The sequence below is a fragment of the Lentzea xinjiangensis genome (genome assembly GCF_900110955.1).
In the GTDB taxonomy this organism is placed as follows: Bacteria; Actinomycetota; Actinomycetes; order Mycobacteriales; family Pseudonocardiaceae; genus Lentzea; species Lentzea xinjiangensis.
Genome location: NZ_FOFR01000001.1, coordinates 50,535 through 75,857 on the forward strand (window position 1 = coordinate 50,535; position 25,323 = coordinate 75,857).

Consider the following 25,323-nt stretch of genomic DNA (forward strand, 5'->3'; position numbering starts at 1 on the left):
TGGTGCTGAACTAGATTCCGTCACTGTGCGCTCTGTCGTGGTGATCGGTGGCGGAATCGTCGGGCTCGCGGTGGCCGCCGAGCTGGCCTCGCGCGGTGACCGCGTGACGGTGCTGGAGAAGGAGGGGCGCTGGGGCGCCCACCAGACCGGCCACAACTCGAACGTCGTGCACGCGGGCCTGTACTACCGGCCCGGTTCGCTCAAGGCCCGGATGTCCGTGGCCGGCAACGCCTCGATGATCGCCTTCGCGCGTGCGCACGGCGTGCCGGTCGAGGTGTGCGGCAAGCTGGTCGTGGCCACGTCCGCCGACGAGGTGCCGAGGCTGAAGGCGCTGGCCGAACGCGCGGAGGCGAACGGCGTGCCGGCGAAGCTGATCTCCGCTGCCGAGGCGCGCGAGTACGAGCCCGAGGTGGCGTGCGTCGCGGCGTTGCGCGTGGAGAGCACGGGGATCATCGACTTCCCCGCCGTGTGCGACGCCCTGGCCGGGCGGCTGTCGGAGCACGACCTGCGCCTGCACTCCCCCGCGCTGGCGATCCGGCCGGCGCCCGGTGGCGTGGAGGTCGCGACACCGGGCGGTGTGGTGAGGGCGGACGCGCTGGTGAACTGCGCGGGCCTGCACAGCGACCGCGTGGCGCGGCTGGCCGGCCTGACCCCGGCGGCGCGCATCGTGCCGTTCCGCGGGGAGTACTTCGAGCTGCGGCGCCCGTCCCTGGTCCGGGGCCTGATCTACCCGGTGCCGGACCCGACGCTGCCGTTCCTCGGCGTGCACCTGACCCGCATGCTCGACGGCAGCGTGCACTGCGGCCCGAACGCCGTGCTGGCGCTGCGCCGCGAGGGCTACCGGTGGCGCGACTTCTCCCTGACCGACGTCGCCGACGTGGCGCGCTTCCCGGGCACGTGGCGGCTCGCGCGCAGGTACGCCCGCACCGGCGCGGAGGAGGTGCTGCGCTCGCTGTCCCGCAAGCGCTTCGCCGCCTCGCTGGCCCGCCTGGTGCCCGCCGTGCGCGAGGACGACCTCGTCCGGGCCGAAGCAGGCGTGCGGGCGCAGGCGATGCTTCCGGACGGTTCGCTGGTGGACGACTTCCTCATCGAGACCGCGGACCGCCAGGTGCACGTGCTGAACGCGCCCTCACCGGCGGCGACGGGCTCGCTGGAGATCGCGAAGCACGTCGCCGACCGGCTGGGATGACTACCGGGGCGTGAGGACGTCCGTGCCCATGAACGGCCGCAGGGCCTGCGGGACGGTGACCGAGCCGTCGGCGTTCTGGTGGTTCTCCAGGATCGCGACGATCCACCGGGTGGTGGCCAGCGTGCCGTTGAGCGTGGCGGCGATCTGCGTCTTGCCGTTGTCGTCCCGGTAGCGCACGTTCAGGCGGCGCGCCTGGAACGTGGTGCAGTTCGACGTCGAGGTCAGCTCGCGGTACTTCTGCTGGGTCGGCACCCACGCCTCGCAGTCGAACTTGCGGTGCGCCGACGTGCCGAGGTCGCCGGTGGCCGTGTCGATGACGCGGTACGGCACCTCGATCTTGGCGAGCATCTCCTCCTCCCACCCGAGCAGCCGGGCGTGCTCCGCCTCGGCGTCCTCGGGCTTGACGTAGGAGAACATCTCGACCTTGTTGAACTGGTGCACGCGGATGATGCCGCGGGTGTCCTTGCCGTACGACCCGGCCTCGCGGCGGTAGCACGACGACCAGCCCGCGTACCGGCGCTCGGAGTCGAGGATCTCGTCGGCGTGGTACCCGGCGAGCGGCACCTCCGACGTGCCGACGAGGTACAGGTCGTCGTTGGGCAGGTGGTAGATCTCGCTCGAGTGCGCGCCCAGGAAGCCGGTGCCCGCCATGATCTCCGGCCGGACCAGCGTCGGTGTGATCATCAGCTCGAAGCCGTTGGCCGTGGCCTGCGCCGCCGCCATGTTCAGCAGCGCGAGCTCGAGCTGCGCGCCGACGCCCTTGAGGAAGTAGAACCGGCTGCCGCCGACCTTGGCGCCGCGCTCCATGTCGATCGCGCCGAGCTTGGTGCCGAGGTCGAGGTGGTCCTGCGGCTCGAAGTCGAACCGGCGCGGCTCGCCCACGGTCTTGATGACGCGGAAGTCGTCCTCGCCACCGACCGGCGCGTCCGGGTGCACCAGGTTCGGGATCCTGCCCAGCAGCTCGTTCACCTCGTCGGCGGTGGCGTGCTGCTCGGCCTCCGCGGCCTTGACCTCGGCGGCCAGCTCCTTCGCCTTGACGAGCAGCGCGGCCTTCTCGTCGCCCTTGGCCCTGCCGACCTCCTTGCCGAGCACCTTCTGCTCGGCGCGCAGGGTGTCCGCGCGGGAGATGGCACTGCGCCGGCGCTCGTCAGCGGACAGCAGGGAGTCGACGACGCCCTCGTCCTCGCCACGGGCACGCTGCGAAGCGCGCACGATCTCCGGGTTCTCGCGCAACACCTTGAGGTCGATCACCCTGGAAAGGGTAGTCCCCGCCTGCTCAACGCCTCATCCGGCCATCCGTTCGCCAGCCCGGAACGCGGGGGCCCCGCGTTCCCCTCAGGGAAACGCGGGGCCCCCGCGTGGCTTCCGCGAAGCGGAAAAGTGGGCTAGTAGATCGCGAACGCCACCACGAGGCCGAGCGCGACGTGCGCGGCGGCCACGACGACGGACGCGGGCGCGAAGCGGTCCGACTCGATGATCGAGCCGATGTCGAGCTTGGTCACCCACTCCAGCAGCCGCACGGCCGCGACCTGCACGATGATGCCGACGATGCCGTAGATCAGCGAGGTGAGCAGGCCCTCGTCGAGCTTGCCGACGGCGCTGAGGATGGCGACGACCACGATGAACGCCATCGAGACGAGGCCGGAGGCGGTGACGATCACGGCGTTAGGCGCGCCGTTGCGGACCAGGATCGACAGCTTGCCCGGCGTCGTCCAGTCGATCGCGTAGAAGCCGAACACCATGAGGACCAGACCGACGACGGCGTACAGCGCGATCGCGCCGATGCCCCGGCCGATCGCCGAGCCGAAGCCGGGGTCCAACGCGAGCTCGTACATGTGCTGTTCCCTTTCGAAGTCTTACTCAACAATTCGATGCGGCACGAACGCCGCGCCATCGTCGGTCACCAGACCGACCGTTTCCCGGATGCCGAGGCCGGCCGACGTGTCGCCGACGACCCAGGCGCCCAACGCGGGGCGGTAGCCGTCGAAGTCCGGAAGCGGATCGAACAGCTGGTAGACGAAGCCTTCTTTGCCGTACACACCGCCGGTCTGCGTCTCGTAGCCGGGGGCGACGATCTGGATGTTCGCCCCTTCCCGGCCGAGCAGCGGCTTGCGCACGTACTCGGTGAGCATGCCGGGGTCGTTGAGGTAGGCGGGGAGCAGGTTGGGGTGGCCGGGGTGCATCTCCCACAGGACCGCGAGCAGCGCCTTGTTGGAGAGCAGCATCTTCCACAGCGGCTCGACCCACAGCGTGCCCGGCAGCGACTCGACGGCGTGGCGGCCGAACTCCTCCTCGACCACCCACTCCCACGGGTAGAGCTTGAACACCGTGCCCATCGGGGCCTCTTCGAGGTCCACGAACCGGTTGAGCAGCGTGTCCCAGCCGATGTCCTCCATCGCGATGCCCACCGTGTTCAGGCCGGCCTCGGCGGCCGTCTCCTGCAGGCAGGCGATCGTGAGGTGGTCCTCGCCGGACGGGTCGGCGCTCGACCAGCTGAAGTGCAGCTCGCCGGACGGCAGCTTGGCGCCGATCTCGGCCCAGCGCTCGACCAGGCGCTCGTGCAGGGAGTTCCACTGGTCGTCGTCCGGGAAGACGTCGGTCTTCCAGTACCACTGGACGTAGGCGGCCTCCAGCAGCGACGTGGGCGTGTCCGCGTTGTACTCGAGCAGCTTGGCCGGACCGGAGCCGTCGTAGCGCAGGTCGAAGCGGCCGTAGACGTGCGGGTCGCGGCGGCGCCACGACTCGGCGATGTGGGGCCACACCCACTCGGGGATGCCGAAGTCGCGGTACCGCTCGGTGAGCACGACGTTGTCCACCGCGTCGAGGCACATGGAGTGGAGCAGCTCGACGTCGGCTTCGAGCGAGAGGATCTCGCTCATCTCGAACACGTAGTGCACCGACTCGTCCCAGTACGGGCGGTCGGCGCCGTTCGCGTACTTCGCGGGCAGGCCGAAGACCAACCCCTGCTCCGAGACCGTGCGCTGCCAGTTCGGCCGCGGTTGCGAGGTGTCACGACGCAACTGCTCAGCCCCCGCTGCTCTTCGAGCCGCTGCTGACGCCGAAGCCGCCGCGCTGGATCGACGTGCCCGACTTGGTCGTGACGTTCGCGCCCTTGGGAACCGTGTAGCTGCCGCCGCTCACCCTCTGGCCGACCGCGCCCGAGCCGCCGTAGTTGTAGCGGTACGAGCTGCCACCGATGTAGATGAACCCGCCGCTCGAGTAGCCGCCGTGGCTGCGGTAGTACGACTCGTCGCAGTAGTCGTCGTCGACGATCACGTTGTTCGAGTCGGTGCACTGCGCCGTGACGTTCTTCGGGCTGGCGGCCGCGTACCAGATCGCGACCAGCGCGACCACACCCACGGTGACTCCACCGCCGATGAGCAAGCGTTTGCGGGTCTTGCGGCGTTTCTCGAACGCGGCGGACTCGGCGGCGAACCGCTCCTGCTGGGCCTTCAACGCGGCCGCACGAGCGCGCTGCTCGGCCACCGACGGCTGACGCGCCTTCGTCACGCCGGCCTGCTGCTGGCGCACTTGGCCCTTGACGGGTTTCTGCTGCGCCGGCTGGTTCTGGCCGGGCTGCGGCTGCGCCGGCTGGTACGGCGGCGGCTGTTGCGGCTGACCCGGCTGTGCCGACGGTGACCCGGGCTCGGGCGTCGGCCGGCCAGGTCCTGGCAGGTTGTTGTCAGTCATCACCACTCCCGCGGGCAAGGTACCTAGCGACACGGCGGAAACACGGCCGATTCAGTGACGAGTGTCCTAATAGCAACACTCGACCCAACCCGGCGCACAGCCGCCTCACACGGCACGGGCATCATGGATGAGATGTCTCCGAGCGCCGGTTGGTTGAGTCGATCAGGTCACATCCGCGACACGCGGCTTGTGATGGTCGGTGCTTTCGTGGGCGCGTTCATGCTCCTGATGGTGTCCGCGTTCACCTCCGTCTTCAGCAGCGGACCGATCGGGACCAAGCGCGAGCTGGTCAACGCGGCCTACCAGGCCGTCCAGGGCGAGTGCCTGAACTGGGAGAAGGCCGACCTCTCCGACGCGCAGAAGGTCGACTGCTCGGCGGCCCACAAGTTCGAGGTCACCGGCACGGCGGACATCACCGCCGCGTACCCGAGCCAGGCGCCGTTCCCGAACGCGGAGGCGTGGGCGAAGATCGCGCAGGAGCACTGCGCCCAGGCCGCCACCAGCTACATGTCCGGCAAGCTCGACCCGAAGGGCAAGTACGGCGTCAGCACGCTGAACCCGGACGAGAAGCGCTGGTCGGACGGCTACCGCCAGCTCAGGTGCGGCCTGCAGGTCACCGCGCCCTCCGGCGCCGCCCTGCCGTCGTACGGCAGCGCGAAGACCCAGGACCAGTCGAACGTCTACGACCCCGGTGTGTGCGTCGCGCTCGGCGCGAACAACACGGTCGGCGACCCCATCGACTGCGCCGAGCCGCACGCGTTCGAGATCGTCGGGGTCGTTCAGCACCCCGAAGGCCCGTTCCTGCCGCTCGAACAGCAGGACAAGGTCATGTCCGAGAAGTGCGCGGCGATCGCCGCCGAGTACACCGGCGGCGCCGACCTCAAGGCCAAGGGCCTGCTGGTCACCTGGGACACGCGCGCGGAGGAGAGCTGGGCCGTCGGCTCCCGCAAGGCCAACTGCAAGGTCGGCGCCGTTCCCCAGGGCAACAACCTGGTGGCGTGGAAGGGCAGCGTCCGCAACCCCAACGGCGCCCCGCTGACCACCTCGAACCCGCCGCAGACCACCTCGGTCAAGCCGCAGGCGGAGCCGACCGGCGCCCCGCTGCACTCCGAGTCCGGCGCGCCCTCCGGCAGCAACCAGCCCTCCGACTCGGGCAAGCCCGACAAGCCCTCCTCCAGCGCGCCCACCACGACGTCGGAGAGCGGATGACCGTCGAGATGACCAGGGCCCGCTTCGACGAACTGGTCGAGGAGGCGCTGGACCTGGTCCCGCCGGAGTTCGTGCAGGCGATGAACAACGTCGTGGTGCTCGTCGAGGACCGCAACCCCGACGAGCCGTCCCTGCTCGGGCTCTACCAGGGCATCGCGCTGACCGAGCGCAACACCGACTACGGCGGGGCGCTGCCCGACCACATCTTCATCTACCGCGAGGCGATCCTCGACATCTGCGACAGCGAGGACGACGTCGTGGAGGAAGTGATCATCACCGTGGTGCACGAGATCGCGCACCACTTCGGGGTGGACGACGCGAGGCTGCACGAGCTGGGCTGGGGCTAGCCGGCGCGGGCCTCAGACCTCGACGCCCGCCCACGACCGGCACACCCAGCCGTCGCCCTCGGTCTCCAGGACCACGACGCCGGTGTTCGGCAGCAGGTTCTCGGCGAGCTCGACCGGCACGTTGGACGCGAGCGCCAGCGCGCCCATCCGGCCGGCGCCGCCGTGCGACACGACCATGACCGTGCCGTCCCGGCGGATCGACTCGATGGCGGCGAGGAACCGGTCCAGCACCTGCTGCCCGGTCTCGCCTCCGCCCGGGAACGCCACGTCCAGCGCGCCCTCCGCCCACTGGACCACGGTGTCGAGGTAGGTCTGGTACGCCTCGGGGTCGTTGCGGCCCTCCAGCTCGCCCACCTGGATCTCGTGGACGCCCTCCAGGACCTGCACGGGCAGGCCGAAGCGCTCGGCGGTCGGGGCGGCGGTCTGCTGGGCGCGCAGGCCGATGCTCGCGTAGACGGCGGAGATCTCCTCGCCGGCCAGCGCGTCGGCCAGTTCGCGGGCCTGCTTGTGGCCGAGGTCGGTGAGCGGGGGACCCGGCATGGCCGTGTCCAGCCTGCGTTCGATGTTCGACGCCGTCTCACCGTGCCTGACCAGCAGCAACCTCACCCGCGCTCGCCCTTTCTGACAGCATCGACCCAAGCGGCTGCTGCGGCGAACTCGTCGTCGCGGGCCTCGGTGGGCTCGTGGTCGGCCATCGGGAAGGACCCGAGGAACCGGATCTCGTGCGAGTGTCGGTGCAGCGCGGCCAGCGCGTCACCGATCCTCGGTTCTGCGATGTGCCCCTCGACGTCGATGTAGAAGCGGTACGTGCCCAGTTTGCCCTTCGTGGGACGCGATTCGAGGCCGGTGAGATTGATCCCACGCAGCGCGAGCTCGGTGAGCAGCTCGGACAGCACCCCCACGCGGTCCGGGGTGGTCACCACGACGCTGGTGCGGTCGGCCCCGGTCGGCTCGGGCAGCCGGCCCGGCCGGCGCAGCAGCAGGAACCGCGTGCGCGCGTCGGCGACGTCCAGCACGTCGGTCGCGTACTCGTCCAGCGCGTAGTGGTGCACGGCCACCGGTGCCGTGACGGCCGCGTCGAACTCGCCGCGCTCCACCGCGGCGGCGGCAGCGGCGGTCGACGAGGTGGCGATTGAGGTGACGCCGGGCAGGGTCGCGGCGATCCAGTCCCGGACCTGGGCCAGCGCGTGCGGGTGCGACGCGATGGTCCTGATCTCCGCGGTGCCCGGCCGGACCAGGACGCTGAACCGGACGTCCAGCACCGTCTCGGCGACGGCGATGACGGGCTCGTCGCGGATCAGCACGTCGAGCGTCGCGGGCACGGCGCCCTCGACGGAGTTCTCGATGGGCACGCACGCGAAGTCGGTCTCGCCCGCGCGGACGGCGGCGACGGCGAGCGGGATGGTCTCGACGGGGACGAGCTCGCCCTCGAACCGCATCGCTGCCTGCTCGGTGAAGGTTCCCTGTGGGCCGAAGTACGCAATGCGAGGCACCCGCACACACTAGTGCGGCCGAGTGGGGCGCGGATCACGCCAGGGTCGGCGCCGAACCTGGGTTCCGCAGGGGCCGTTCGAACTGGAATGCTTGGGCCGTGCCCGCTCTAGCGCCAGAACTCGTGTTGTGCGCGGTCGACGAACCGATGGCGAACGCCTGGCTCGCCGTCGCGGCCGGCCGCACAGGGGTGCGGGTGCACCGCGGGTCCGTGCTGGACATCCGGGCGCAGGCCGTCGTCAGCCCAGCCAACTCGCAGGGCTGGATGCGCGGCGGCATCGACGCCGTCTACGCCACCGCATTCCCCCAGGTCGAGAACAACGTCCGCAGCGCGGTCCTGGCGCTGCACGGCGGTGAGCTCCCCGTGGGCGAGGCGCAGATCGTGCCGACCGGCGAGACCGAACCGGCGTGGCTCATCAGCGCGCCGACCATGCGGCTGCCCGGTGAACGGCTGCCGGTCGACACCGTCCACCCCTACCTCGCGGCGCGGGCGGTCCTGCGGCTGTGGCTCGACGGGCGCCTGGAGGACGGCACGCCGGTGCGCGACGCCGTCCGCACCATCGCGATGCCGGGGCTCGGCACCGGGGTGGGCGGCGTCGCGCCGTCCACGTGCGCGCACCAGGTCGCCGCGGCCTGGGACGAGTCGTTCAACTCGCTGCGCGTCTGACTCCGCCCACTCCTCGCGCCCACCCCTCGCGCCCACCCCTTGTGCACAACCCTGTGGACAGAGCTGTGGACAGCTGTGGACTACTGCCGCGGCGCGACCCATCGTTCCAGGTCGACCTCGTCGGTGATGGGGATGCCGAACTCCCCCACCGCCGGGATCTCCGGTTTGAGCTTGCGCGCCTCCCGCACGGCGTCGGGCCTCAGCGCCGTCAGCTTGAAGCCGCGGCGCTGGTAGAAGCGCAACGCGTCGAGGTTGTCGTTCGTGGTCGTGAGGCGCACCCGCGAGCAGCCGAGCGTGCGCGCCTGGCGGACCGCGGCGTCGACCAGCGCGGTACCGACGCCGCGGCCCCGTCGCAGCGCGTCGATCGTCACGATCTCGAGCTGGTGGTTCGCCACCGCGTAGGTCAGCATGCCGAGCACGTGGCCCTGTCTCTCCACCAGGAATCCCGGCAGACTCGCGGGGAAGAACACCTCGCCGTGCGCGACGGCGGTGTGCGCGCCCCATAGCTCGAGAACCAATCGGGCGACAACTATGCGATCCGCTTCCTCGATCGGCCTCACCGAGCCTTCTGCCATGACAAGAACTGTCTCAATCCGAGTGACGCTCAGGAACAGCCATTCGACGTACGGTGGATTCGTGCCAGTGCGCGTTTTGTTGGTTGACGATCACGAAGTGGTGCGCAGAGGACTGCGCGAGATGCTCGACGACGAGGAGGACATCTCGGTCATCGCCGAGGCGGGTTCCGTCGACGAGGCGGTGACCCGTGCCAGGGCGACGGGGCCCGATGTGGCCGTCGTGGACGTTCAGCTGCCCGACGGCAGCGGTGTCGACCTGTGCCGGTCGTTGCGCGATCTGGGCATCCGCTGCCTCGTGCTGACGGCGTTCGACGACGAGGAGGCGCTCGTCGGGGCCATCATGGCCGGTGCGTCGGGCTATCTGCTCAAGCAGGTTCGCGGTCAGGACGTCGTGACGGCCGTGCGCGAGGTCGCGGCAGGACGGTCCCTTCTGGACCCCGCGACCACAAGCCGGGTACTCGAACGGATGCGCAATCCGGCCCCGGTTGGCCTCACCGATCAGGAACAGCGCGTGTTGGAGCTCATCGGTGAGGGCCTCACGAACCGCCAAATCGGTGAACGGTTGTTCCTCGCGGAGAAGACCGTGAAGAACTACGTCACGTCGGTGCTCTCCAAACTCGGCATGGAACGGCGGACGCAAGCCGCCGCCTGGGTGGCTAAACGGGGACGGACCAGGTGAGCGTCGTCCCGTTCGGCGAACTCACGACGCGGAAATCGCCACTCGCGGCCTTCGCCCGTTCGGCGAGGTGCCGCAATCCGCGTTGAGTCACGCCGGACGGGATGCCGCAACCGTTGTCCGCGACACGCAGCAGCAGATGCTTCTCGTCTCGCCGTACGTCGATCTGGACGTGCGTGGCGCCTGAGTGCCGTACGACGTTCGACAGGGCCTCGCGCAACGCCGCCCGAGCGTCGTCGGCGTGCGGGCGCGGCACGTTCGCCAGGTCGCCCGCCACGTGCAGGCGCGGGGCGAACCCGAGCAGCTCACCGGCCGTGCGGACCTCGGCGTTGATCGAGTCGAGCAGGTCGGCGGACTCCGCGGGATCGGTGTTGCGCAGCTTGCGGACGGTCGCGCGGACCTCCGCGATCGTCTCGTCGACCAGCTCGACGGCCTCCGCGATCCGCGCGCGCTGCGAGGCGTCGAGCTTCTTGCCCATCCGGCGTTCCAGCAGGTTGAGCTGTACCCCGGCGCCGTAGAGCCGCTGGATGATCACGTCGTGCAGGTCGCGGGCGATGCGCTCGCGCTCCTCGTAGACCGCGACGCGCTGCCGTGCGGTGAAGCCCTCCGACAGCACCACGGCGAGACCGGCCTGGGCGGCGAACGCCGTCAGCACGTCCACCGTCTCCTGCGTGAACGGCGGCTTGTCGCGCCTGCGGTAGACGGCCAGCGCGCCGATCTTGCGGTCCGAGGTGCCGAACGGCGCCACCGCGAACGGCCCGTAGCTGCGCAACGCCTGCGGCACGTACGGCGCCGTGCGCGGGTCGCTCGTCACGTCGTCGGCCATGACCGGGACGCCCGTGCGCGCGGCCTTGGCGGCGGCGCTGCGGGGGCTGAGCGTGGCGACGACCGGCTCACCGCTGGACGCCTCGATGGTGAGCGTGCCGTCGTCGTCGGCCGTGGCGAGCATGGCGAGCCCGAGGTCGGCGTCCGCGATCTCGGCGGCGGCCTCCACCACGAGCCGCAGCACGTTCTCCGGGTCTTCCAGCGCCGCCGAGGTGATCTCGGTGGACGCGACGAGCACGCGCCGCGCCAGGGAGGGGTCCATGGTCCTCAACGGTAGGCGGGCTTGCCGAGGTCCAGCACGAGGTCCGCCCGTGCCGCCTCGTCGGGCCGGTGGGTGATGTGCAGGACCGTCCTGCGGTCGCGCCTGAGCTGCTCCAGGAGCCGGCGGGCGGTCGGTTCGTCGAGGTGCGCGGTGGGCTCGTCGAGCAGCACCACGTCGGCGTCGTGCAGCAACGCCCTGGCGAGCGCGAGCCGCTGCGCCTCGCCGCCCGACACCTGGTCGGGCCGGATCACCGTGTCGAGCCGGTCCACCCAGTCCGGCAGGCACGCCTGGCGCAGCGCCTCGCGCAGCCGCTCGTCGTCGTGCGGGCCCGACATGCGCAGGTTCTCCCGCACGGTCGTGCTGACCAGCATCGGCTCCTGCGGGCACCAGGTGGCGCGCGGCAGCTCGGCGATCCCCCGCTCCGGCTGGAGGAAGCCCAGCAGCAGCGCGAACAGCGTCGACTTGCCGCTGCCGGACGGGCCGACGATCGCGACGTGCGTGCCCGGCTCGACGTCGAGGTGCAGGTCCGTCAACGTCGGTTCGGTGGCGCCGGGCCAGCGGACGTCGACGTTCTCCAGCCGGATCCGCCTGCCCCTGCTCGGCTGCGGGCGCTGCGGCGCGTCGAACTGGAGCCGGGCGCTCGCCTCGCGCAGTGCTCGCCGCTGCTGGGCCGCGAGCGGCAGGGCGGCGAGCGGTTCGGCGAGCGCGAGCGGCACCAGGCCGAGCACCGGGTTGCCGGTCGTGGCGCAGAAGAGAGCCGCCACACCGGTCGCGAGCAGCACGATCGCCGTGGCCGCGCCCGTGCCGAACGCCTGCCTGCGGGTCTGCGCGGCGAACTCGACGTCCTCGGCGTGGAGCCGCGCCAGCAGGCGGTGGTGGGCGTCGTGCGCGATGAGGTCGGGTGCGGCGGTGAGCGCGTTGATCGTGTCGCGGGCGACCTTGCGGCGGCCCCTCGCCAGCTTCGTGCTGGCCCTGCGCTCGGTCCAGACGGCGACGGCGGGGGCCGCGAAGCCCGCGACCAGCAGCAGAGCGCCCAGCACGAGGGCGGCGGCCGGGTCGATGAACGCGAACAGGACGGTGGTCGCGATGCCCGCGCCGATGGCCACGACCGGCGGCACCAGCACGCGCGGCACCAGGTCGCGCACGGTGTCGGTGTCCTCCACGAGTCGTTGCAGGCCGTCGCGGCGCTGGGTCCGGACGAGCCGCAGCCACAGCTCGGCGCGCAGCTTCGTCGCGAGCTCGAACGCCTCGTGGTGGGTGACCAGCCGCTCGACGTAGCGCAGCACGCCCTTGCTCAGCGCGAACGTCCGGACGCCCACGACCAGCACCGACAGCGTCAGGATCGGCGGCATCTCGGCGGCGCGGGCGATCAGGTGGGCGGCCAGCGCAGTCAGCGCGATGCCGGCGAGGGTCGCGAGCACGCCCAGCCCGGCGCCCTTCCACGGGATCGGCAGGCGCTGGGGGCGTTCGGGCTGCGGTTCCTCCGTGACGACCCTGGCGAACGTCTCGTCCTCGGTCGCCTCCTTCTGGCGGTGCGAGGCGAGGACGACGGCCGCCGTGGCACTGGCTCGCTCGATCGCTTTGTCGACTTTGCGACTTGTCACCGGGTCGAGGTGCGCGGTCGGTTCGTCGAGCAGCAGCACCGTGGCGCCGTGGCGGACCCTCAGCAGAGCGCGCGCGACCGCGATGCGCTGGCGTTCGCCGGTCGAGAGGTCGGTGATCCGGCGGTCGAGCAGGTGGGTGGCCGCGACCTCGTCCGCGACCAGCTCGACGTCGTCCGCGCCGGGGACCGTCAGCTCCAGCTCGGCGCGCGGGGTGGCGGCGGCGAACGCGGGCCGCTGCGGCACGTAGGCGATGTCGCCGGCGACGAACGCGGTGCCGTCGGTCGGCTCCAGGAAGCCCAGGAGCACCTGGAACGTCGTCGACTTGCCCGCACCGCTCGCGCCTTCGAGCCGGTGGACCTCCCCCACCCCCACGTCGAAGCTCACGCCGTCCGGCGCGAACCCACCCCGCCGCAACACCCGCAACTCCCGCACCCAAACCCCGCCGCCCTGGGAACGCGGGGGCCCCGCGTTTCCCTGTGGGGAACGCGGGGCCCCCGCGTTCCCGTCAGTGGTGGTGGTGGTGGCGGCGGCGGTGGTGGTGGCGGTGACGGTGACGGTGGCTACTCGGCGGACGGCTTCCAGGCCGTCCTCACTGGCGTGGTGGGCGGCGCCGGCCGCGCGCAGCGGCAGGTAGCACTCCGGCGCCAGGATCAGCACGACGAGCGCGGTCATCAGCGTCATGTCGCCGTGCACGAGCCGGACGCCGACACCGACCGCGATCAGCGCAACGGAGAGCGACGCCGCGATCTCCAGCACCAGCGCGCTCAGGAACGCGATCCGGAGCGTGCCCATCGTGGCCCTGCGGTGCTGGTCGCCGATCTGGCGCACGGCGGCGGCCTGCCGCTCGGCACGGCCGAAGACGGTGAGCACCGGCAGCGCCCGCAGCAGCTCCAGCAGCTGCGCCGACAGCAGCTCGGTGACGTCGGCGGCCTTCTTGACGCGCTTCTCGGTGTACCAGCCGATCAACGCCGCGAAGACGGGGATCAGCGGCACCGTGATCGCGATCAGGACCGCCGACGGCCAGTCCGTGAAGAGGATCCACGCACCGGCCAGCGGCGGCACGACCACCGCGGTGACCAGCGCGGGCAGGTACCGGGTGAAGTAGGCGTCGAGCGCGTCGAGCCCCTTGGTCGCGAGCACCGACAGCTCGGCCGTCCCGCGGTCGGCGATCCAGCCGGGGCCGAGGTCGAACGAGCTGGCGAGCAACTGGGTCCGCAGCTCCTCCTTGGCGCCGGCGGCGGCACGGGCGGCGGCGGACTCCGTCGCCCACGACAGACCGGCGCGGGCGACCACCGCGACCGCGAGCAGCGGCAGGCCACCGTTGCCGGTGATGACACCGGCCAGCGCGACCGCCTGGGCGACCAGCGCGAGGGCGTTGAGGAACGCGAGCGCGCCGACCCCGGCGAGGGCGCGCCTCGCGGTCTTCGAGAGCCGGGGCAGAGCCCCCAGCGGGCCGCGGCTCATCAGTGCGCCGCCGGGATGTGCCGGACGCCGATGCGCTTGCGGAACACCCAGTAGGTCCAGCCCTGGTAGACCAGCACGGCGGGCGTGCCGAACGCCGCCACCCACGTCATCACCGTCAGCGTGTACGGGCTCGACGCGGCACCGGCGACGGTGAGGGAGTACGCCGGGTCCAGGGTCGAGGGCAGGACGTTGGGGTAGAGCGAGGCGAACAGCACCGTGACGGTCGCCGCGACGGCGAGCCCCATCGCCGCGAACGCCTGGCCTTCCCGGCCCACCCACAGCCGCCACAGCGCGAGCCCGGCGAACGGGAGCACCGCCAGCGCCCACACCCCGGCGACGTGGAGCAGCAGCACCACCAACGGCAGCAGTGCGACCGGCGACATCGTCAAGGCCATCCGGCGCGCCCGGTCGCGGATCTCGCCCTCGGTCTTGAGGGCGATGAAGATCGCGCCGTGCACGAGTGCGTAGCCGGCGACGGCCAGCGCGCCGAGCACCGTCTCCAGCCGGACCGCGGCGAACGGCGAGCCGACGCGGTCACCGTTGGCGTCGATCGGCAGGCCGAGCACGGTCGTCGCGATGATCAGGCCCACGCCGAGCGCGGCCACCCAGGACCCCACGAAGATCACGGCGTCCCAGACCCGGCGCCAGCGCTCCGAGTCGACCTTGCCGCGGTACTCGAACGCGACACCGCGCCCGATCAGCGCCAGCAGGAACAGCGTCAGTGGCAGGTACGCGGCGCTGAAGAGCGCCGCATACCAGCCGGGGAACGCCGCGAACGTGGCACCGCCCGCGACGAGGAGCCACACCTCGTTGCCGTCCCACACGGGACCGATGGTGTTGATCATGACCCGGCGTTCGGTGTTGTCGCGCCCGAGGAAGGGCAGCAGCATGCCGACGCCGAAGTCGAAGCCTTCGAGGAACAGGTAGCCCAGCCACAGCAGGGCGATCAGGCAGAACCAGAGCGTTTCCACAGCTTCTCCCCTAGTACGCGAACGCGAGCGCGCCGTCGTCGGTCTTCGCGGGGATGACCCCGGCGACACCACCGCGGACGTACTTGCGGATGAGGTAGACCTCGACGCAGGCCAGCAACCCGTAGGTCGCGGTGAGCGCGATCAGCGAGGTGAGGATCTCGCCGGGGGTCGACGCCGAGACCGCCTGCGCTGTGAACATCCAGACGCCGTCCACACCCGATGGGTTGGGCACGACCACGAACGGCTGCCGGCCCATCTCCGTGAAGATCCAGCCGAAGCTGTTGGCGAGGAACGGCGTCGCGATGCCGGCGAGCGCGGTGATCGGGAACCACCTGCCCTGCGGCACGCGGCCGCCACGGGTGAGCCAGAGCATCAGCAGCCCCAGTCCCGCCGAGATCGCCCCGAAGCCGATCATCAACCGGAAGCCCCAGTACGTCACGGGCAGCGCGGGCACGTAGTCGATCGGCTTGCCGCTGAGCTCGCCGAGCCGTTCGTCGACCGGGTAGTTCGTGCCGTACTTCTCCTGGTACAGCGGGACGAGGTCCTGGATGCCCTTCACCTCGCTGGTGAAGTCGTTGTGCGCCAGGAAGCTCAGCAGCGCGGGCACCGTGATGCTCTTGACGTTCTCGCAGTCGGGCCTGGTGAGGTCACCGATCGCGAAGACGGAGAACGCGGCGGGCTCCTCGGTGTGGCACAGGGCCTCCGCCGCGGCCATCTTCATGGGCTGCTGCTCGAACATGAGCTTGCCCTGGACGTCGCCGCTGACCGCGAGGACGCCGAACGCCACGACGCCGACCCAGGTGCCGAGCTTGAGCGAGCTGCGCCAGACCCCTTCGTCGTCCGACTTCTTCCACAGGTGCCAGGCGCCGATGCCCACGAGGAACGTGGCGGCGACCGCGAACGCACCGGCGATCGTGTGCGGGAAGGCGGCGAGCGTCGTGTTGTTCGTCAGCACGGCCCAGATCGAGGTGAGGCGAGGGCGGCCGTCGTGCATCTCGATGCCGACCGGGTGCTGCATCCACGAGTTGGCGGCGAGGATGAAGTACGCGCTGGCCATCGTGGCGAGGCTGAAGGCCCAGGCGCACGCGAGGTGGACCTTCTTCGGCAGCTTGTCCCAGCCGAAGATCCACAGGCCGAGGAACGTCGACTCGACGAAGAAGGCGACGAGCCCCTCCATCGCGAGGGGAGCGCCGAACACGTCGCCGACGAACCGCGAGTAGGCGCTCCAGGCCATGCCGAACTGGAACTCCTGCACGATGCCCGTGACGACACCCATGGCGAAGTTGATCAGGAGGAGCTTCCCCCAGAACTTCGTCATCTTGTAGTAGCGCTCATCGCCCGTACGCACCCACGCGGTCTGCATCGCCGCGACGAGCAGCGACAGGCCGATCGTCAGCGGCACCATCAGGAAGTGGTAGACGGTGGTGATGCCGAACTGCCACCGCGCGAGCTCGAGTACGTCCACGTCAACGAGCGTATGGACGGATCATGGCTCTCATCAGGTGCGACGGTCCTGTCCCCGCTCGGGACCAAGGTCCCGTGCGCGAAGTCACCTCGGGCCGGTGACGTGCGTCGGATAGGATGGACGCGCCAGAGGGGAGTAGTTCCCGCCGGAGCTCGCAGCCGGTGGCGTGGAGATCGACACACTGGTCCGCCTTCGAGCGAACCCGGTCCCACACCCGTCTTGTACGGGCGAACGAGACCTCCGGCCGGGTTGCAGCATGCCCGGTCGGGGTCTGTTGCGCCTCCGTCCGGGTCCGTATTCGGACGTGGAGGACCTCGTGGCCACCCCCCTGCTCGCGTTCATCACCGCCTTCGCCGTGGTGTTCCTCGTCGAGCTACCCGACAAGACCATGGTCGCGACCCTGGTGCTGACCACGCGCTACCGCGCCTGGCCGGTGTTCACGGGCGTCGTGCTGGCCTTCGCCGTGCAGAGCGTGGTCGCCGCGGCGTTCGGGTCGGCGCTCACCCTGCTCCCGGACCGCGTGGTCTCCTGCGTGGTCGCGCTGCTCTTCGGCGTGGGCGCGTTCCTGCTGCTCAAGGAGGGCTTCTCGCGTGACGAGGACTCCGCCGACGAGGCAGGCGTACGCACCGACGTGCCGTTCTGGCGGGCCGCCCTGACGTCGTTCGGCGTGCTGTTCGCGGCCGAGTGGGGCGACGCGTCACAGCTCGCGACCGCCGGGATCACGGCTCGGTACGGGACGCCGTTGATGGTCGGGCTCGGGGCCTGGCTCGCGCTCGTCGCGGTGGCCGGGCTGGCGGTGCTGGTGGGGCGCAAGCTCGCCGGGCGCCTGCCGACGCACTGGATCCAGCGGGTCGCGGGCGTGCTCTTCGCGGGGTTCGCGCTTGTGGCGCTGTGGCAGGTGTTCTAGCGGGCCGAGCGACCTCACCACGTGGGCGCACGCCGACGGGCGGGCGGCCGATCACGCCGCCCTGGTCGCCGGATGGCCTCCGGATTCGATCAGGATCGCCGTCGGTGCGCACGCCTGCGATGTGTGCCGAGGCTGAGCCTGCCGGCGACATCGGATCGGCGTCTGGAGGGGATGCATGGGTCGTCGTGGTGATCCCGGCATGGTCGTGACCGCCCGCGTCCTCCCTCTTGCCGTCCTCGTGTTCAGCAGGTACTCCGACAGGGAGTTGACCCGGCATCGCGGGACGCTCACCGCACTGGCGCATGGCGCCGAAGTCTCCGACCAGGAAGTCCACGACTCGCTCGTCGAAGGCACGCAGGGGCTCAGCGGGCTGACGATGCTCGGCGGACTGCTCAGCGCGCTGTTCATCTGGGTGTCCCAGCGCGCGGCACATGTCCCGATGGCCGTGCTCACGGCGATGAGCGCGGGAATGATGGGATTCGCCGGCGCCCTCGCGGCGACGTACGGTGCCCGGCTGACGTGGCGCAGGCCTGCCTTGCGGCCGCGGCGAGCCGATTTCCGGGTGGCTCTCGCAGTGGGTCTGCTGGTCGCGGCCTGGGTCCTGGCGGGCCGGTTGACCGCGTGACACGCGGAACCGTCGATGCGCCCGCGCGTCGACGACCTGTGCCAGAGCCCTAGTTGCCGGGAGAGCCCTTCTCCGGAGGTTCCGCCGCGGTGTCCGGAACCTGTTCGCGCAGGTCGTGGGCGATCTTCTTGGCTTCGTCGATGAGGTGCCGCGACTCGTCGAGGCGCTCTTCGTCCGGTGCGGTGAGGCGGTGTTCTTCAGGTGCGGTCACGGCTGGGGGATCGCCGGTTCCGGCGGTCGTCAAACTCAGGCCAGCAAGCTCCGCACGTGCGCGGCGAGGCGCTCCGCGATCTCGATGTCCCACTCGTCGCCGGCGGCCGGTGCGGCGGTCTGGCCCGCGACGACGCGTTCGCCGAGCAGGCGCCGCTCGGCGGGCGTGAAGTCGGTGACGGCCCGGCGGAGCAGGGGCAGCGCGTCGTCGAACGCCTCGCCGCGCAGGCCCGTCAGCCACTCGTCGATGAGACCGAAGAGGCGGGGGTCGGCGGCCAGCAGGGTCGCCGAGCCGCGCAGGAACCCCGCCACGAACGCGGTGGCGACGCTGCGGTGCAGGCGGGCGGCGACGTCGTCGCTGGTCAGCTCACCCGCCTCCCAGAGCAGCCGGGTGGCCCTGCCCGTCGGCAGGCCGTGGGCCTCTGCCTTCACCAGCGCGTGGAGGGCTCGCCACCAGGTCTGCTGGTGCTCCTCGTCGGCGGCCAGGCGGGTGGCCTCGTGGGCGCCGTCGACCGTGGCGAGCGCGTTCTCCGCGGTCTCGTCGTCGACGTTGCGGCAGGCCAGCGGGAGCCCCACCGCGCCGCGGGTGAGCAGGCCGTGCAGGGCCACGCGCAGCAGTTCCGGGTCGGTGCCGCGCACCGAGCCGTAGCGGACCGTACGGGCGAGGTCCGGCAGGGCCGCGAGCAGTTCGAGGGCATCGGTGGCGAGGGCGGCGCAGCGGTCGAGGGCGTTGCGGGCCTCGGCGACGGCCTTGGGCAGCTCGCAGCCCACCGACTTCGTCAGGGCGGCCGCGGCGTCGGCCACGCGGGTGGCGTCCCCGGCGGCCTGGACGAGGACGTTCTCTGCGGCGGTGTGGACGGTGGTGCCGTGGCGGGCGGCCACCGCGACGGACACCGCGAAGACGGGGTCCCAGCGCAGTTGCCAGACCTCGGCGAAGGTGCCGAGGGAGTTGGAGCGGTCCGGCTTGCCCCAGGGCACGCCGAGGACCGCCAGCCGTTGCAGGAGCTTCGAGCGTTCGCGGTCGGTGTCCTTGCGGAGGTCGAGCTTGAGCTGCTTGGGCGTGACGTCCGCGGGCAGGCGCAGCCTGCGTTGCAGCCGCTGGAGGTCCGCCGCCAGCGGTGAGCGCGGGACGGCCTCGCCCACCTCGCCGAGGCGCTCGCCGACGACGAGCTTGCGGTGGACGAGCCGCAGCGGGACCTCGTCGCCGCCGCAGAGCACCGCGAGCGCCGCCTCGTTGACCTCGTTCAGCCCGGCGCTCGGGCGTTCCCGCAGCGCCGCGAGGGTCTCCGCGAGCCGGACGGCCTCCACCGCGCTCGCCGTGGAGGCCGGCAGGTCCTCCTCCCTGAGCACGGCCGCGGCTTTGGCGAACCACCGCGGGACGACGTCGTCGCGGTGCTGCCAGAGGTGCGCGTACCAGCCGGGCGAGTCGACACCGGCGCCGTAGCCGGACTCGGCGGCGAGCTGGCCGTGGCTCCACGGGACCCACGTGCCGGAGATCTTGCGGCGGCGCAGGCCCTTCAGCAGCGCGGTGTCCGCGGCGACCGTCGGCTTGCTCAGCAGCGCCGGAACGTGCCACGCGCCGCAGACGACGACGATCGTGCCGTCGGTCTCCTTGCGCGCCTTGCGGATCGTCTGGCGCATGAACGCTTCTCGCCGGAGCGTGCGTTCGCCGACCTCGTCCTCGAACTCCTCCCGCACGGCGACCATGGCCTCGGCGATGGCGTCCGCGAGCTCCAGCGGGTCCGACGCGCTGTGCTCGACGACGTCCTCCCACCAGCGTTCCGGGTCGTCGAAGCCCGCCGCCTCGGCGAGCAGGCCGATGGGGTCGACGTTGCCGCTCGGGCCGTCGTCGCCGATCGAGGCCGCCGCCGGCAGGTCGAAGAAGCGGACCGCGGTGCCGTTCTCGTCGGCGTAGCGCAGCGCCTGCCACTCCGGGGAGAACTCGGCGAACGGCCAGAACGCGGCGTTCTCCGGTTCCGCCTCGTCGTGCAGCAGGATCGCGACCGGCGGGGTGAGCGCGTGGACGTGGTCGAGCAGCGCGTCCGCCTCCGGCGGCCCCTCGATCAGGATGAGGGCCGGTCGCGTCTTCTCCAGCGCCCGCTTGACCATCCGGGCCGAGCCGGGACCGTGGTGGCGGATGCCGAGGAGGACCGGCCCGCGGTCCGGCTCAGTCACCGCTCGCGTCCAGGCAGGCCCGGTACAGGTCGCGCCACTCGGCGCGCTCCTTCAGCACCGTCTCCAGGTACTCCTGCCACACCGTCGCGTCCGACACCCTGTCCTTGATGACCGAGCCGATGAGCCCGCTCGCCAGCTCGTCGGCCCCCAGCGTGCCGTCGCCGAAGTGACCGGCGAGCGCCATCCCGTTGGCGACGACCGAGATCGCCTCCGCCGTGGACAGGCTGCCGCTCGGCTTCTTCAGCTGCGTGCGACCGTCCACCGTGGAACCGTTGCGCAGCTCCCGGAAGATCCGCACGACCCGGCGCACCTCGTCGAGCGCGGGCGGCTCGGCCGGCAGCTCGAGCGCCTTGCCGAGCTGCTGCGCACGGGTCACGACGATCTCGACCTCGGCGTCCTCGGTCGCGGGCGGCGGCAGCACGACGGTGTTGAAGCGCCGCGCAAGCGCCGACGACATCTGGTTGACGCCGCGGTCGCGGTCGTTGGCCGTGGCGATGACCGTGAAACCGGGGACGGCCTGCACCTGCGAGTTGAGCTCCGGGACCGGCAACGACTTCTCGCTCAGCACGGTGATGAACGAGTCCTGCACCTCGGACGGCATGCGCGTCAGCTCTTCGACCCTGACCACCGAGCCCTGCCGCATGCCCTTCATGACCGGGCTCGGCACGAGCGCGTTCTCGCTCGGCCCCTCCGCGATGAGACGGGCGTAGTTCCAGCCGTAGCGGACCTGGTCCTCGCTCGTGCCGGCGGTGCCCTGGACCACGAGCGTCGAGTCGCCGCTGATCGCCGCCGCGAGGTGCTCGGACAACCACGACTTCGCCGTGCCCGGCACCCCGACGAGCAGCAACGCCCTGTCCGTGACCAGCGTGCCCACCGCGACCTCGACCAGGCGCTTCGAGCCCACGTACTTCGGGGTGACCACGGTGCCGTCGGGCAGCGTGCCGCCCAGCACGTAGGTGACCACCGCCCGCGGGGACAGCCGCCAGTTCGGCGGCCGCTGCCGGTCGTCCTGGGCCGCGACGGCGTCCAGCTCGGCGGCGTACTGCTGTTCGGCCGTCGGCCTGAGCACGGCGGTCACTGGGCCTCCTGGGTAGGCGCTGGCTGGGTGGGCGCTGGCTGAGTCGACGCTGGCTGGTCGGGCTCGGGTGGGGCGGGCTCGGGTGGGGCGAAGGACTCGCGCAGCCGGATGCGCAGCCGCAGGACCTCCAGCTCCAGGGAGTTCTCCGGCCACCGGCGGGTCAGAGCCTCCCAGTTGGCGCCGAGCAGGTCGGCGTCACCCCTGGCCAGCAGGACGGCCGGCGGCCTGCCCGCTCGCCAGCGCGGGTCGGGCAACGCGGCGTACCGGTGCAGCAGAGCGCGGGTGGTCTCGGCCGACCACGGCGCCGGGAGCTGGGCGCAGGCGTGGTCGAGGAGGTCGTAGTGCCAGTTCACGGACACGGCGACCACGGCCTGCTCGGCGACCGCGGCGGGAAGTGCCGCCAGCATCTCGAGCTGTTCCATGCCGGTGAGCGCCTCGGCGGCGGCCACCGCCCACGGCCGCGGGTCCCGTGCCGCGGCGAGCTGGTCGGCGACGCCCCTGAGCAGGGCTGCGGCCCACGGCCCCCGGCGGAGGACCTTCGCGGCCCCGGCGTCGTCGGCCCGCAGCCTCCCGGTCCAGTACGACGGCGGCACGCTCGCGGCCGCGGCCCGGATGCGCCCGGCCACGCCCTTCTCGGACCCGTCGCGCATGAGGTCGCGCTGCTCGGCCTCGTCGGGCGGCGCGGTCCACAGCTCACCGGCCCGGACGTCGAGGTCCTCGGTCAGCCCGCGCCCCAGCCGGTCGGCCGCCCTCGCCGCGAGGGCGGAGCCGGGCAGCTTGCGCAGCAGCCGCAGCGCCTCGTCGTGCACGGCGGCGGCCCGGTCGTCGAGCGCTGTCTCCAGCAGTTCCTCGTCGGCCGGACCCAGCGCGGTTTCGAGGGCGCTGACGAGGACTTGTCGGTCGGTGGAGCGCCGCGAGGCCTCGAACTCGGCCTTGATGAAGCCGCCCGTCCCCTCCGGGTCGCCCTTGCGCCGGCGGCGCAGGGCGCGGACCCGCTGGGCGCTCGGCAGGTCGAGGATCTCGTCGAGCGGGACCTCCTGCGCGAGCGGTGCGGCACCGCTCGCCCAGGACCAGCCGGGCCGGGTGCCGGCGAGCCAGCGGCCCCGCGTGCCGAGGACCTCGACGACGGCGGGCCGCAGCCCCGGCCGGGCGGTGCCGAGGGCGAGCAGGGCGGGGAGCATGCGGTGCTCGGCCACGACGCCGCCGGCCTTGGCGAGAGCGCACCACTCGGTCAGGAGGACCTCGTCGTCGAGGCTCATGATCGCCTCCAGCACCGCGCGGGCCGCGGGGCGGGGAAGGGCGGCCGTCTCGGGCGGGGCCGGGGGAAGCGGGTCGGCCTGCGCCTCCAGCGGGAGGGTGGCGCCGAACGCGGCCACGCCCAGGGCCGCGCAGTCCGCGAGCAGGACCGCCGGGTCACCGCCGCCGCGGGTGGTGCCGATGAGGAGGTCTTGAACGGTCTTGGACCACTCGGCCTTCACGCCACCACCTCCAGGGCGCCGTCCACCGCGATGGCGCCCAGGCGCACCGCGTGCCCGTCCCACAGCCCCCAGGCGTCGAACGGCACGCCGCCGGTCAGCGCCAGGGCCATGTCCAGCCCCGTGTCGTCGCGCACGGGCAGGCCGCGGCCGGAGGCGTCGACCAGCGAGGTGCCGCACAGCCGGACGGAGGCGCATCCGAGCGGGAACAGGCGTTGCCACGGGTCGGCCACCAGCATCGGCTCCAGCGACGCCAGGGCCGTGCGCCAGGACGGTGGGGCCGGGACCGGGACCGGGGCTCGGGAGCCGGTCAGCTCGCCCAGCGCCACGCGGTCCGAGCCGGGGTACTGGTGGACCAGCGCGGAGGACTCGAGGCCGTGGGGCAGCAGCGGGACGGGGGCTCCCACGGCTGAGTGGCGGATTGCGACCACCCAGCGGCCCGTCTGACGGCCCCAGCACCACTGCCGCACGGTGCGGACCCGGCCGTCGTCGGTTTCGAGGCGCAGGAGGGCCACCCAGCGGTCGGACACGCCCGGCGAGGCGCGGACGGTCTCCTCGGGCACCGTCACGCCGAGGCGGGAGCGGGGCTGGACGTGGCAGAGCAGGTGGAGGCCGCCCAGGCGGTCGGCCACGTCGGAGGTCCAGCGGGGGCCGGAGCGGGCGACGATGTCCTGGACCTCCGCCACCGCCGAGGCGACGCCGGGGACCTGGGCGTCGATCATGCGGGCGATGAACGCCTGCCACCACGACGCCGGGCGGCCGGGCAGGGACGCGATGCCCGCCGAGGCCACGTCCAGCAGCCAGTCGCGCAGGCCGTCGATGCCGGAGGACATGGCCAGCGCGCGGTTGGCCGCCGTCTTCTCGCGGGAACGCGCGCGCCGCGCCACGGCCTCGGGTGAGGTGTCCAGCTCGCGGGCCGCCCTGCGCTGGGTCCACTCCTCGACCCAGTCGGGCGGGAGGGCGTCCGGGATGTCGAGCTCCTGCAGGCTCACGGCGTGCTTGCAGGGGAACTTGCGGGAGGGGCACGTGCACTTCGCGGAGCCCGCGGCCAGGTCGACGCACACGCGGTACGGCGCGGAGCCGGAGCCCGTGTAGAGGCCCCACAGCACCGGCAGGGCCTTGCCCAGGCCCTGCCAGCGCGTCGGAACGGCTCGTGTCCTCACGGAACCAAACTAGCGAGGCCCCCCGACAGAAAATCAGGCCGGACCGCGACGGGCCCACGTCCACGCGTAGGCCGGGTCCTCACAGGCCTCGGCGGCCTCGCCCATCTCCAGCGGCCGGAAGGTGTCCACCATGACCGCGGTCTCGTCGAAGTAGTCCACGCCCAGGGAGGCCTCGACCGCGCCGGGCTGCGGGCCGTGCGTGCAGCCGGACGGGTGCAGCGACATCGAGCCGATGCCGATGCCGGAGCCCTTGCGCGCCTCGTAGTTGCCGCCCACGTAGAACATCAGCTCGTCGGAGTCGACGTTCGCGTGGTTGTACGGCACCGGCACGGCCAGCGGGTGGTAGTCGACCTTGCGCGGGCAGAACGAGCACACGACGAAGTTCGGGCCCTCGAACGTCTGGTGCACGGGTGGCGGCTGGTGCACGCGGCCGGTGATCGGCTCGAAGTCGCGGATGTTGAGCGCCCACGGGTACAGGTGGCCGTCCCAGCCGACGACGTCGAACGGGTGGTTCGCGTAGGTGAACCTGGTGAGCCCCGCGCGGTGCCGCACGAGCACGTCGACGTCGGTGCCCTCGGCCAGGAGCGGCTCGGAGGGGCCGCGGATGTCGCGCTCGCAGTACGGCGAGTGCTCAAGGAACTGGCCGGCTTTCGACAGGTACCGGCGCGGCGGCCCGATGTGCCCGGTCGCCTCCAGCACGAGCAACGACATCGGCGACGACGGCACGACCCGGTAGGTGCACGAGGTCGGGATCACGACGTAGTCGCCGTCGCCCACCTCCAGAGCGCCGTAGATCGTCTCGATGACACCGGAGCCGCCCTGCACGTACAGCAGCTCGTCACCGGAGGCGTTGCGGTACAACGGCGAGGGCGCGGAGGCGACCACGAAGCCGATGGTCACGTCCGGGTTGCCGAACAGCTTGCGGCGGCCGGTGACGGCGTCGACGTCGTCGGAGGGCCAGGTCAGGTCCTGCGTCTTGAAGTGCCGCGGCTTGAGCGGCAGGTTCGGCGCGAGGGAGCCGCGCTCGTCCTTCACCGTCTCCGCGTTCACGATCGCCGTGGGCAGGTACCGGTGGTAGAGCAGGGCCGAGTCGGCCGAGAACCCCTCGACTCCCATCAGCTCTTCCGCGTAGAGCCCACCGTCCGGTTTGCGGAACTGGGTGTGGCGCTTTCGGGGGATCTCCCCCACCTGGCGGTAGTAGGCCATGACGTCTCCGGAGCGTTCGACTATCGGACATCTTTGTTCAGTTGCCGGT

The 25,323-nt window shown here is 71.8% G+C and carries 24 protein-coding genes; 7 read left to right on the top strand and 17 right to left on the bottom strand.

Features of this window, described 5'->3' with window-relative positions; genetic code table 11:
* Nucleotides 1-25 precede the first annotated feature (25 nt).
* A complete protein-coding gene (lhgO, locus tag BMW88_RS00265; protein WP_089948141.1) occupies nucleotides 26-1,189 on the top strand; it encodes an L-2-hydroxyglutarate oxidase in 1,164 nt (387 codons plus the stop codon).
* Here lhgO and serS read toward each other — a convergent pair whose 3' ends face one another.
* The 4 genes from serS to BMW88_RS00285 form a co-directional block, all read right to left on the bottom strand.
* Entirely contained in the window at nucleotides 1,190-2,440 is a 1,251-nt protein-coding gene (gene serS, locus BMW88_RS00270) for a serine--tRNA ligase (protein ID WP_089948142.1), read from the bottom strand.
* 134 nt (nucleotides 2,441-2,574) lie between these two features.
* Nucleotides 2,575-3,024, bottom strand: a complete 450-nt coding sequence (locus BMW88_RS00275) for a DUF350 domain-containing protein (protein ID WP_089948143.1) — start codon at nucleotides 3,022-3,024, stop codon at nucleotides 2,575-2,577.
* A 21-nt stretch (nucleotides 3,025-3,045) separates the two neighbouring features.
* Nucleotides 3,046-4,209 (bottom strand): glutathionylspermidine synthase family protein, encoded by a 1,164-nt coding sequence (locus BMW88_RS00280; protein ID WP_089948145.1) that lies wholly within the window; start codon nucleotides 4,207-4,209, stop codon nucleotides 3,046-3,048.
* A gap of 4 nt (nucleotides 4,210-4,213) precedes the next feature.
* Nucleotides 4,214-4,879 carry a hypothetical protein gene (locus BMW88_RS00285; RefSeq protein WP_342714876.1) on the bottom strand — a complete coding sequence of 222 codons (666 nt, stop codon included), beginning with the start codon at nucleotides 4,877-4,879 and terminating at the stop codon, nucleotides 4,214-4,216.
* 207 nt (nucleotides 4,880-5,086) lie between these two features.
* On the opposite strand from BMW88_RS00285, the gene BMW88_RS00290 reads away from it, so the two are divergent.
* Both BMW88_RS00290 and BMW88_RS00295 read left to right on the top strand, forming a co-directional pair.
* Nucleotides 5,087-6,088: a septum formation family protein gene (locus tag BMW88_RS00290; protein WP_245777481.1), complete on the top strand. Its 1,002-nt coding sequence runs from the start codon at nucleotides 5,087-5,089 to the stop codon at nucleotides 6,086-6,088.
* Nucleotides 6,085-6,435 (top strand): metallopeptidase family protein, encoded by a 351-nt coding sequence (locus tag BMW88_RS00295; RefSeq protein WP_089948146.1) that lies wholly within the window; start codon nucleotides 6,085-6,087, stop codon nucleotides 6,433-6,435. Before BMW88_RS00290 ends, BMW88_RS00295 begins: the two co-directional genes overlap by 4 nt.
* A 12-nt stretch (nucleotides 6,436-6,447) precedes the next feature.
* Here BMW88_RS00295 and BMW88_RS00300 read toward each other — a convergent pair whose 3' ends face one another.
* Together BMW88_RS00300 and pheA are read right to left on the bottom strand one after the other, a co-directional pair.
* On the bottom strand, nucleotides 6,448-7,041 hold the full coding sequence (locus BMW88_RS00300; RefSeq protein WP_089948148.1) for a histidine phosphatase family protein: 594 nt from the start codon (nucleotides 7,039-7,041) through the stop codon (nucleotides 6,448-6,450).
* A complete protein-coding gene (pheA, locus tag BMW88_RS00305) occupies nucleotides 7,038-7,928 on the bottom strand; it encodes a prephenate dehydratase (RefSeq protein WP_089949373.1) in 891 nt (296 codons plus the stop codon). The genes BMW88_RS00300 and pheA overlap by 4 nt, the downstream gene beginning before the upstream one ends.
* A gap of 98 nt (nucleotides 7,929-8,026) precedes the next feature.
* On the opposite strand from pheA, the gene BMW88_RS00310 reads away from it, so the two are divergent.
* Complete coding sequence (locus BMW88_RS00310; protein WP_425434583.1) at nucleotides 8,027-8,593, top strand: macro domain-containing protein; 567 nt, start codon at nucleotides 8,027-8,029, stop codon at nucleotides 8,591-8,593.
* 80 nt (nucleotides 8,594-8,673) lie between these two features.
* Here BMW88_RS00310 and BMW88_RS00315 read toward each other — a convergent pair whose 3' ends face one another.
* Nucleotides 8,674-9,111 (bottom strand): GNAT family N-acetyltransferase, encoded by a 438-nt coding sequence (locus BMW88_RS00315; protein WP_245777482.1) that lies wholly within the window; start codon nucleotides 9,109-9,111, stop codon nucleotides 8,674-8,676.
* Nucleotides 9,112-9,229: 118 nt separating this feature from the next.
* Between BMW88_RS00315 and BMW88_RS00320 the strand changes: the two genes are divergently transcribed.
* Complete coding sequence (locus tag BMW88_RS00320) at nucleotides 9,230-9,847, top strand: response regulator (RefSeq protein WP_281249360.1); 618 nt, start codon at nucleotides 9,230-9,232, stop codon at nucleotides 9,845-9,847.
* Here the strand turns inward: BMW88_RS00320 and BMW88_RS00325 are convergent.
* Genes BMW88_RS00325 through BMW88_RS00340 form a run of 4 tightly spaced genes read right to left on the bottom strand, consistent with a single transcriptional unit; the run spans nucleotide 9,825 to nucleotide 16,435 of the window.
* The gene (locus tag BMW88_RS00325; protein ID WP_089948152.1) at nucleotides 9,825-10,931 is read right to left on the bottom strand and encodes a GAF domain-containing sensor histidine kinase; all 1,107 of its coding nucleotides are present in this window, start codon (nucleotides 10,929-10,931) and stop codon (nucleotides 9,825-9,827) included. The two genes, BMW88_RS00320 and BMW88_RS00325, sit on opposite strands and share 23 nt — an antisense overlap.
* A gap of 5 nt (nucleotides 10,932-10,936) precedes the next feature.
* The gene (gene cydD / locus BMW88_RS43920; protein ID WP_089948154.1) at nucleotides 10,937-13,999 is read right to left on the bottom strand and encodes a thiol reductant ABC exporter subunit CydD; all 3,063 of its coding nucleotides are present in this window, start codon (nucleotides 13,997-13,999) and stop codon (nucleotides 10,937-10,939) included.
* Nucleotides 13,999-14,970, bottom strand: coding sequence for a cytochrome d ubiquinol oxidase subunit II (gene cydB, locus BMW88_RS00335; RefSeq protein ID WP_089948155.1), 972 nt, complete (start codon nucleotides 14,968-14,970; stop codon nucleotides 13,999-14,001). Before cydB ends, cydD begins: the two co-directional genes overlap by 1 nt.
* A 10-nt stretch (nucleotides 14,971-14,980) precedes the next feature.
* Nucleotides 14,981-16,435 (bottom strand): cytochrome ubiquinol oxidase subunit I, encoded by a 1,455-nt coding sequence (locus BMW88_RS00340; RefSeq protein ID WP_089948156.1) that lies wholly within the window; start codon nucleotides 16,433-16,435, stop codon nucleotides 14,981-14,983.
* A gap of 328 nt (nucleotides 16,436-16,763) precedes the next feature.
* On the opposite strand from BMW88_RS00340, the gene BMW88_RS00345 reads away from it, so the two are divergent.
* Nucleotides 16,764-17,342: a TMEM165/GDT1 family protein gene (locus BMW88_RS00345; RefSeq protein ID WP_089949375.1), complete on the top strand. Its 579-nt coding sequence runs from the start codon at nucleotides 16,764-16,766 to the stop codon at nucleotides 17,340-17,342.
* 175 nt (nucleotides 17,343-17,517) lie between these two features.
* Nucleotides 17,518-17,967, top strand: a complete 450-nt coding sequence (locus BMW88_RS00350) for a hypothetical protein (protein ID WP_143115930.1) — start codon at nucleotides 17,518-17,520, stop codon at nucleotides 17,965-17,967.
* A 49-nt stretch (nucleotides 17,968-18,016) separates the two neighbouring features.
* Here the strand turns inward: BMW88_RS00350 and BMW88_RS41560 are convergent, their stop codons facing one another.
* Genes BMW88_RS41560 through BMW88_RS00380 form a run of 6 tightly spaced genes read right to left on the bottom strand, consistent with a single transcriptional unit; the run spans nucleotide 18,017 to nucleotide 25,274 of the window.
* Complete coding sequence (locus BMW88_RS41560; RefSeq protein WP_177220851.1) at nucleotides 18,017-18,178, bottom strand: hypothetical protein; 162 nt, start codon at nucleotides 18,176-18,178, stop codon at nucleotides 18,017-18,019.
* 35 nt (nucleotides 18,179-18,213) lie between these two features.
* The gene (locus BMW88_RS00360) at nucleotides 18,214-20,352 is read right to left on the bottom strand and encodes a DUF5682 family protein (protein ID WP_245777484.1); all 2,139 of its coding nucleotides are present in this window, start codon (nucleotides 20,350-20,352) and stop codon (nucleotides 18,214-18,216) included.
* On the bottom strand, nucleotides 20,345-21,430 hold the full coding sequence (locus BMW88_RS00365) for an ATP-binding protein (protein ID WP_089948161.1): 1,086 nt from the start codon (nucleotides 21,428-21,430) through the stop codon (nucleotides 20,345-20,347). The genes BMW88_RS00360 and BMW88_RS00365 overlap by 8 nt, the downstream gene beginning before the upstream one ends.
* The gene (locus tag BMW88_RS42615) at nucleotides 21,427-22,908 is read right to left on the bottom strand and encodes a DUF5691 domain-containing protein (protein WP_089948162.1); all 1,482 of its coding nucleotides are present in this window, start codon (nucleotides 22,906-22,908) and stop codon (nucleotides 21,427-21,429) included. The genes BMW88_RS00365 and BMW88_RS42615 overlap by 4 nt, the downstream gene beginning before the upstream one ends.
* Nucleotides 22,905-24,068 carry an SWIM zinc finger family protein gene (locus tag BMW88_RS00375; protein ID WP_089948164.1) on the bottom strand — a complete coding sequence of 388 codons (1,164 nt, stop codon included), beginning with the start codon at nucleotides 24,066-24,068 and terminating at the stop codon, nucleotides 22,905-22,907. Before BMW88_RS00375 ends, BMW88_RS42615 begins: the two co-directional genes overlap by 4 nt.
* A gap of 33 nt (nucleotides 24,069-24,101) precedes the next feature.
* The gene (locus BMW88_RS00380; RefSeq protein ID WP_089948166.1) at nucleotides 24,102-25,274 is read right to left on the bottom strand and encodes a homogentisate 1,2-dioxygenase; all 1,173 of its coding nucleotides are present in this window, start codon (nucleotides 25,272-25,274) and stop codon (nucleotides 24,102-24,104) included.
* Nucleotides 25,275-25,323 lie beyond the last annotated feature (49 nt).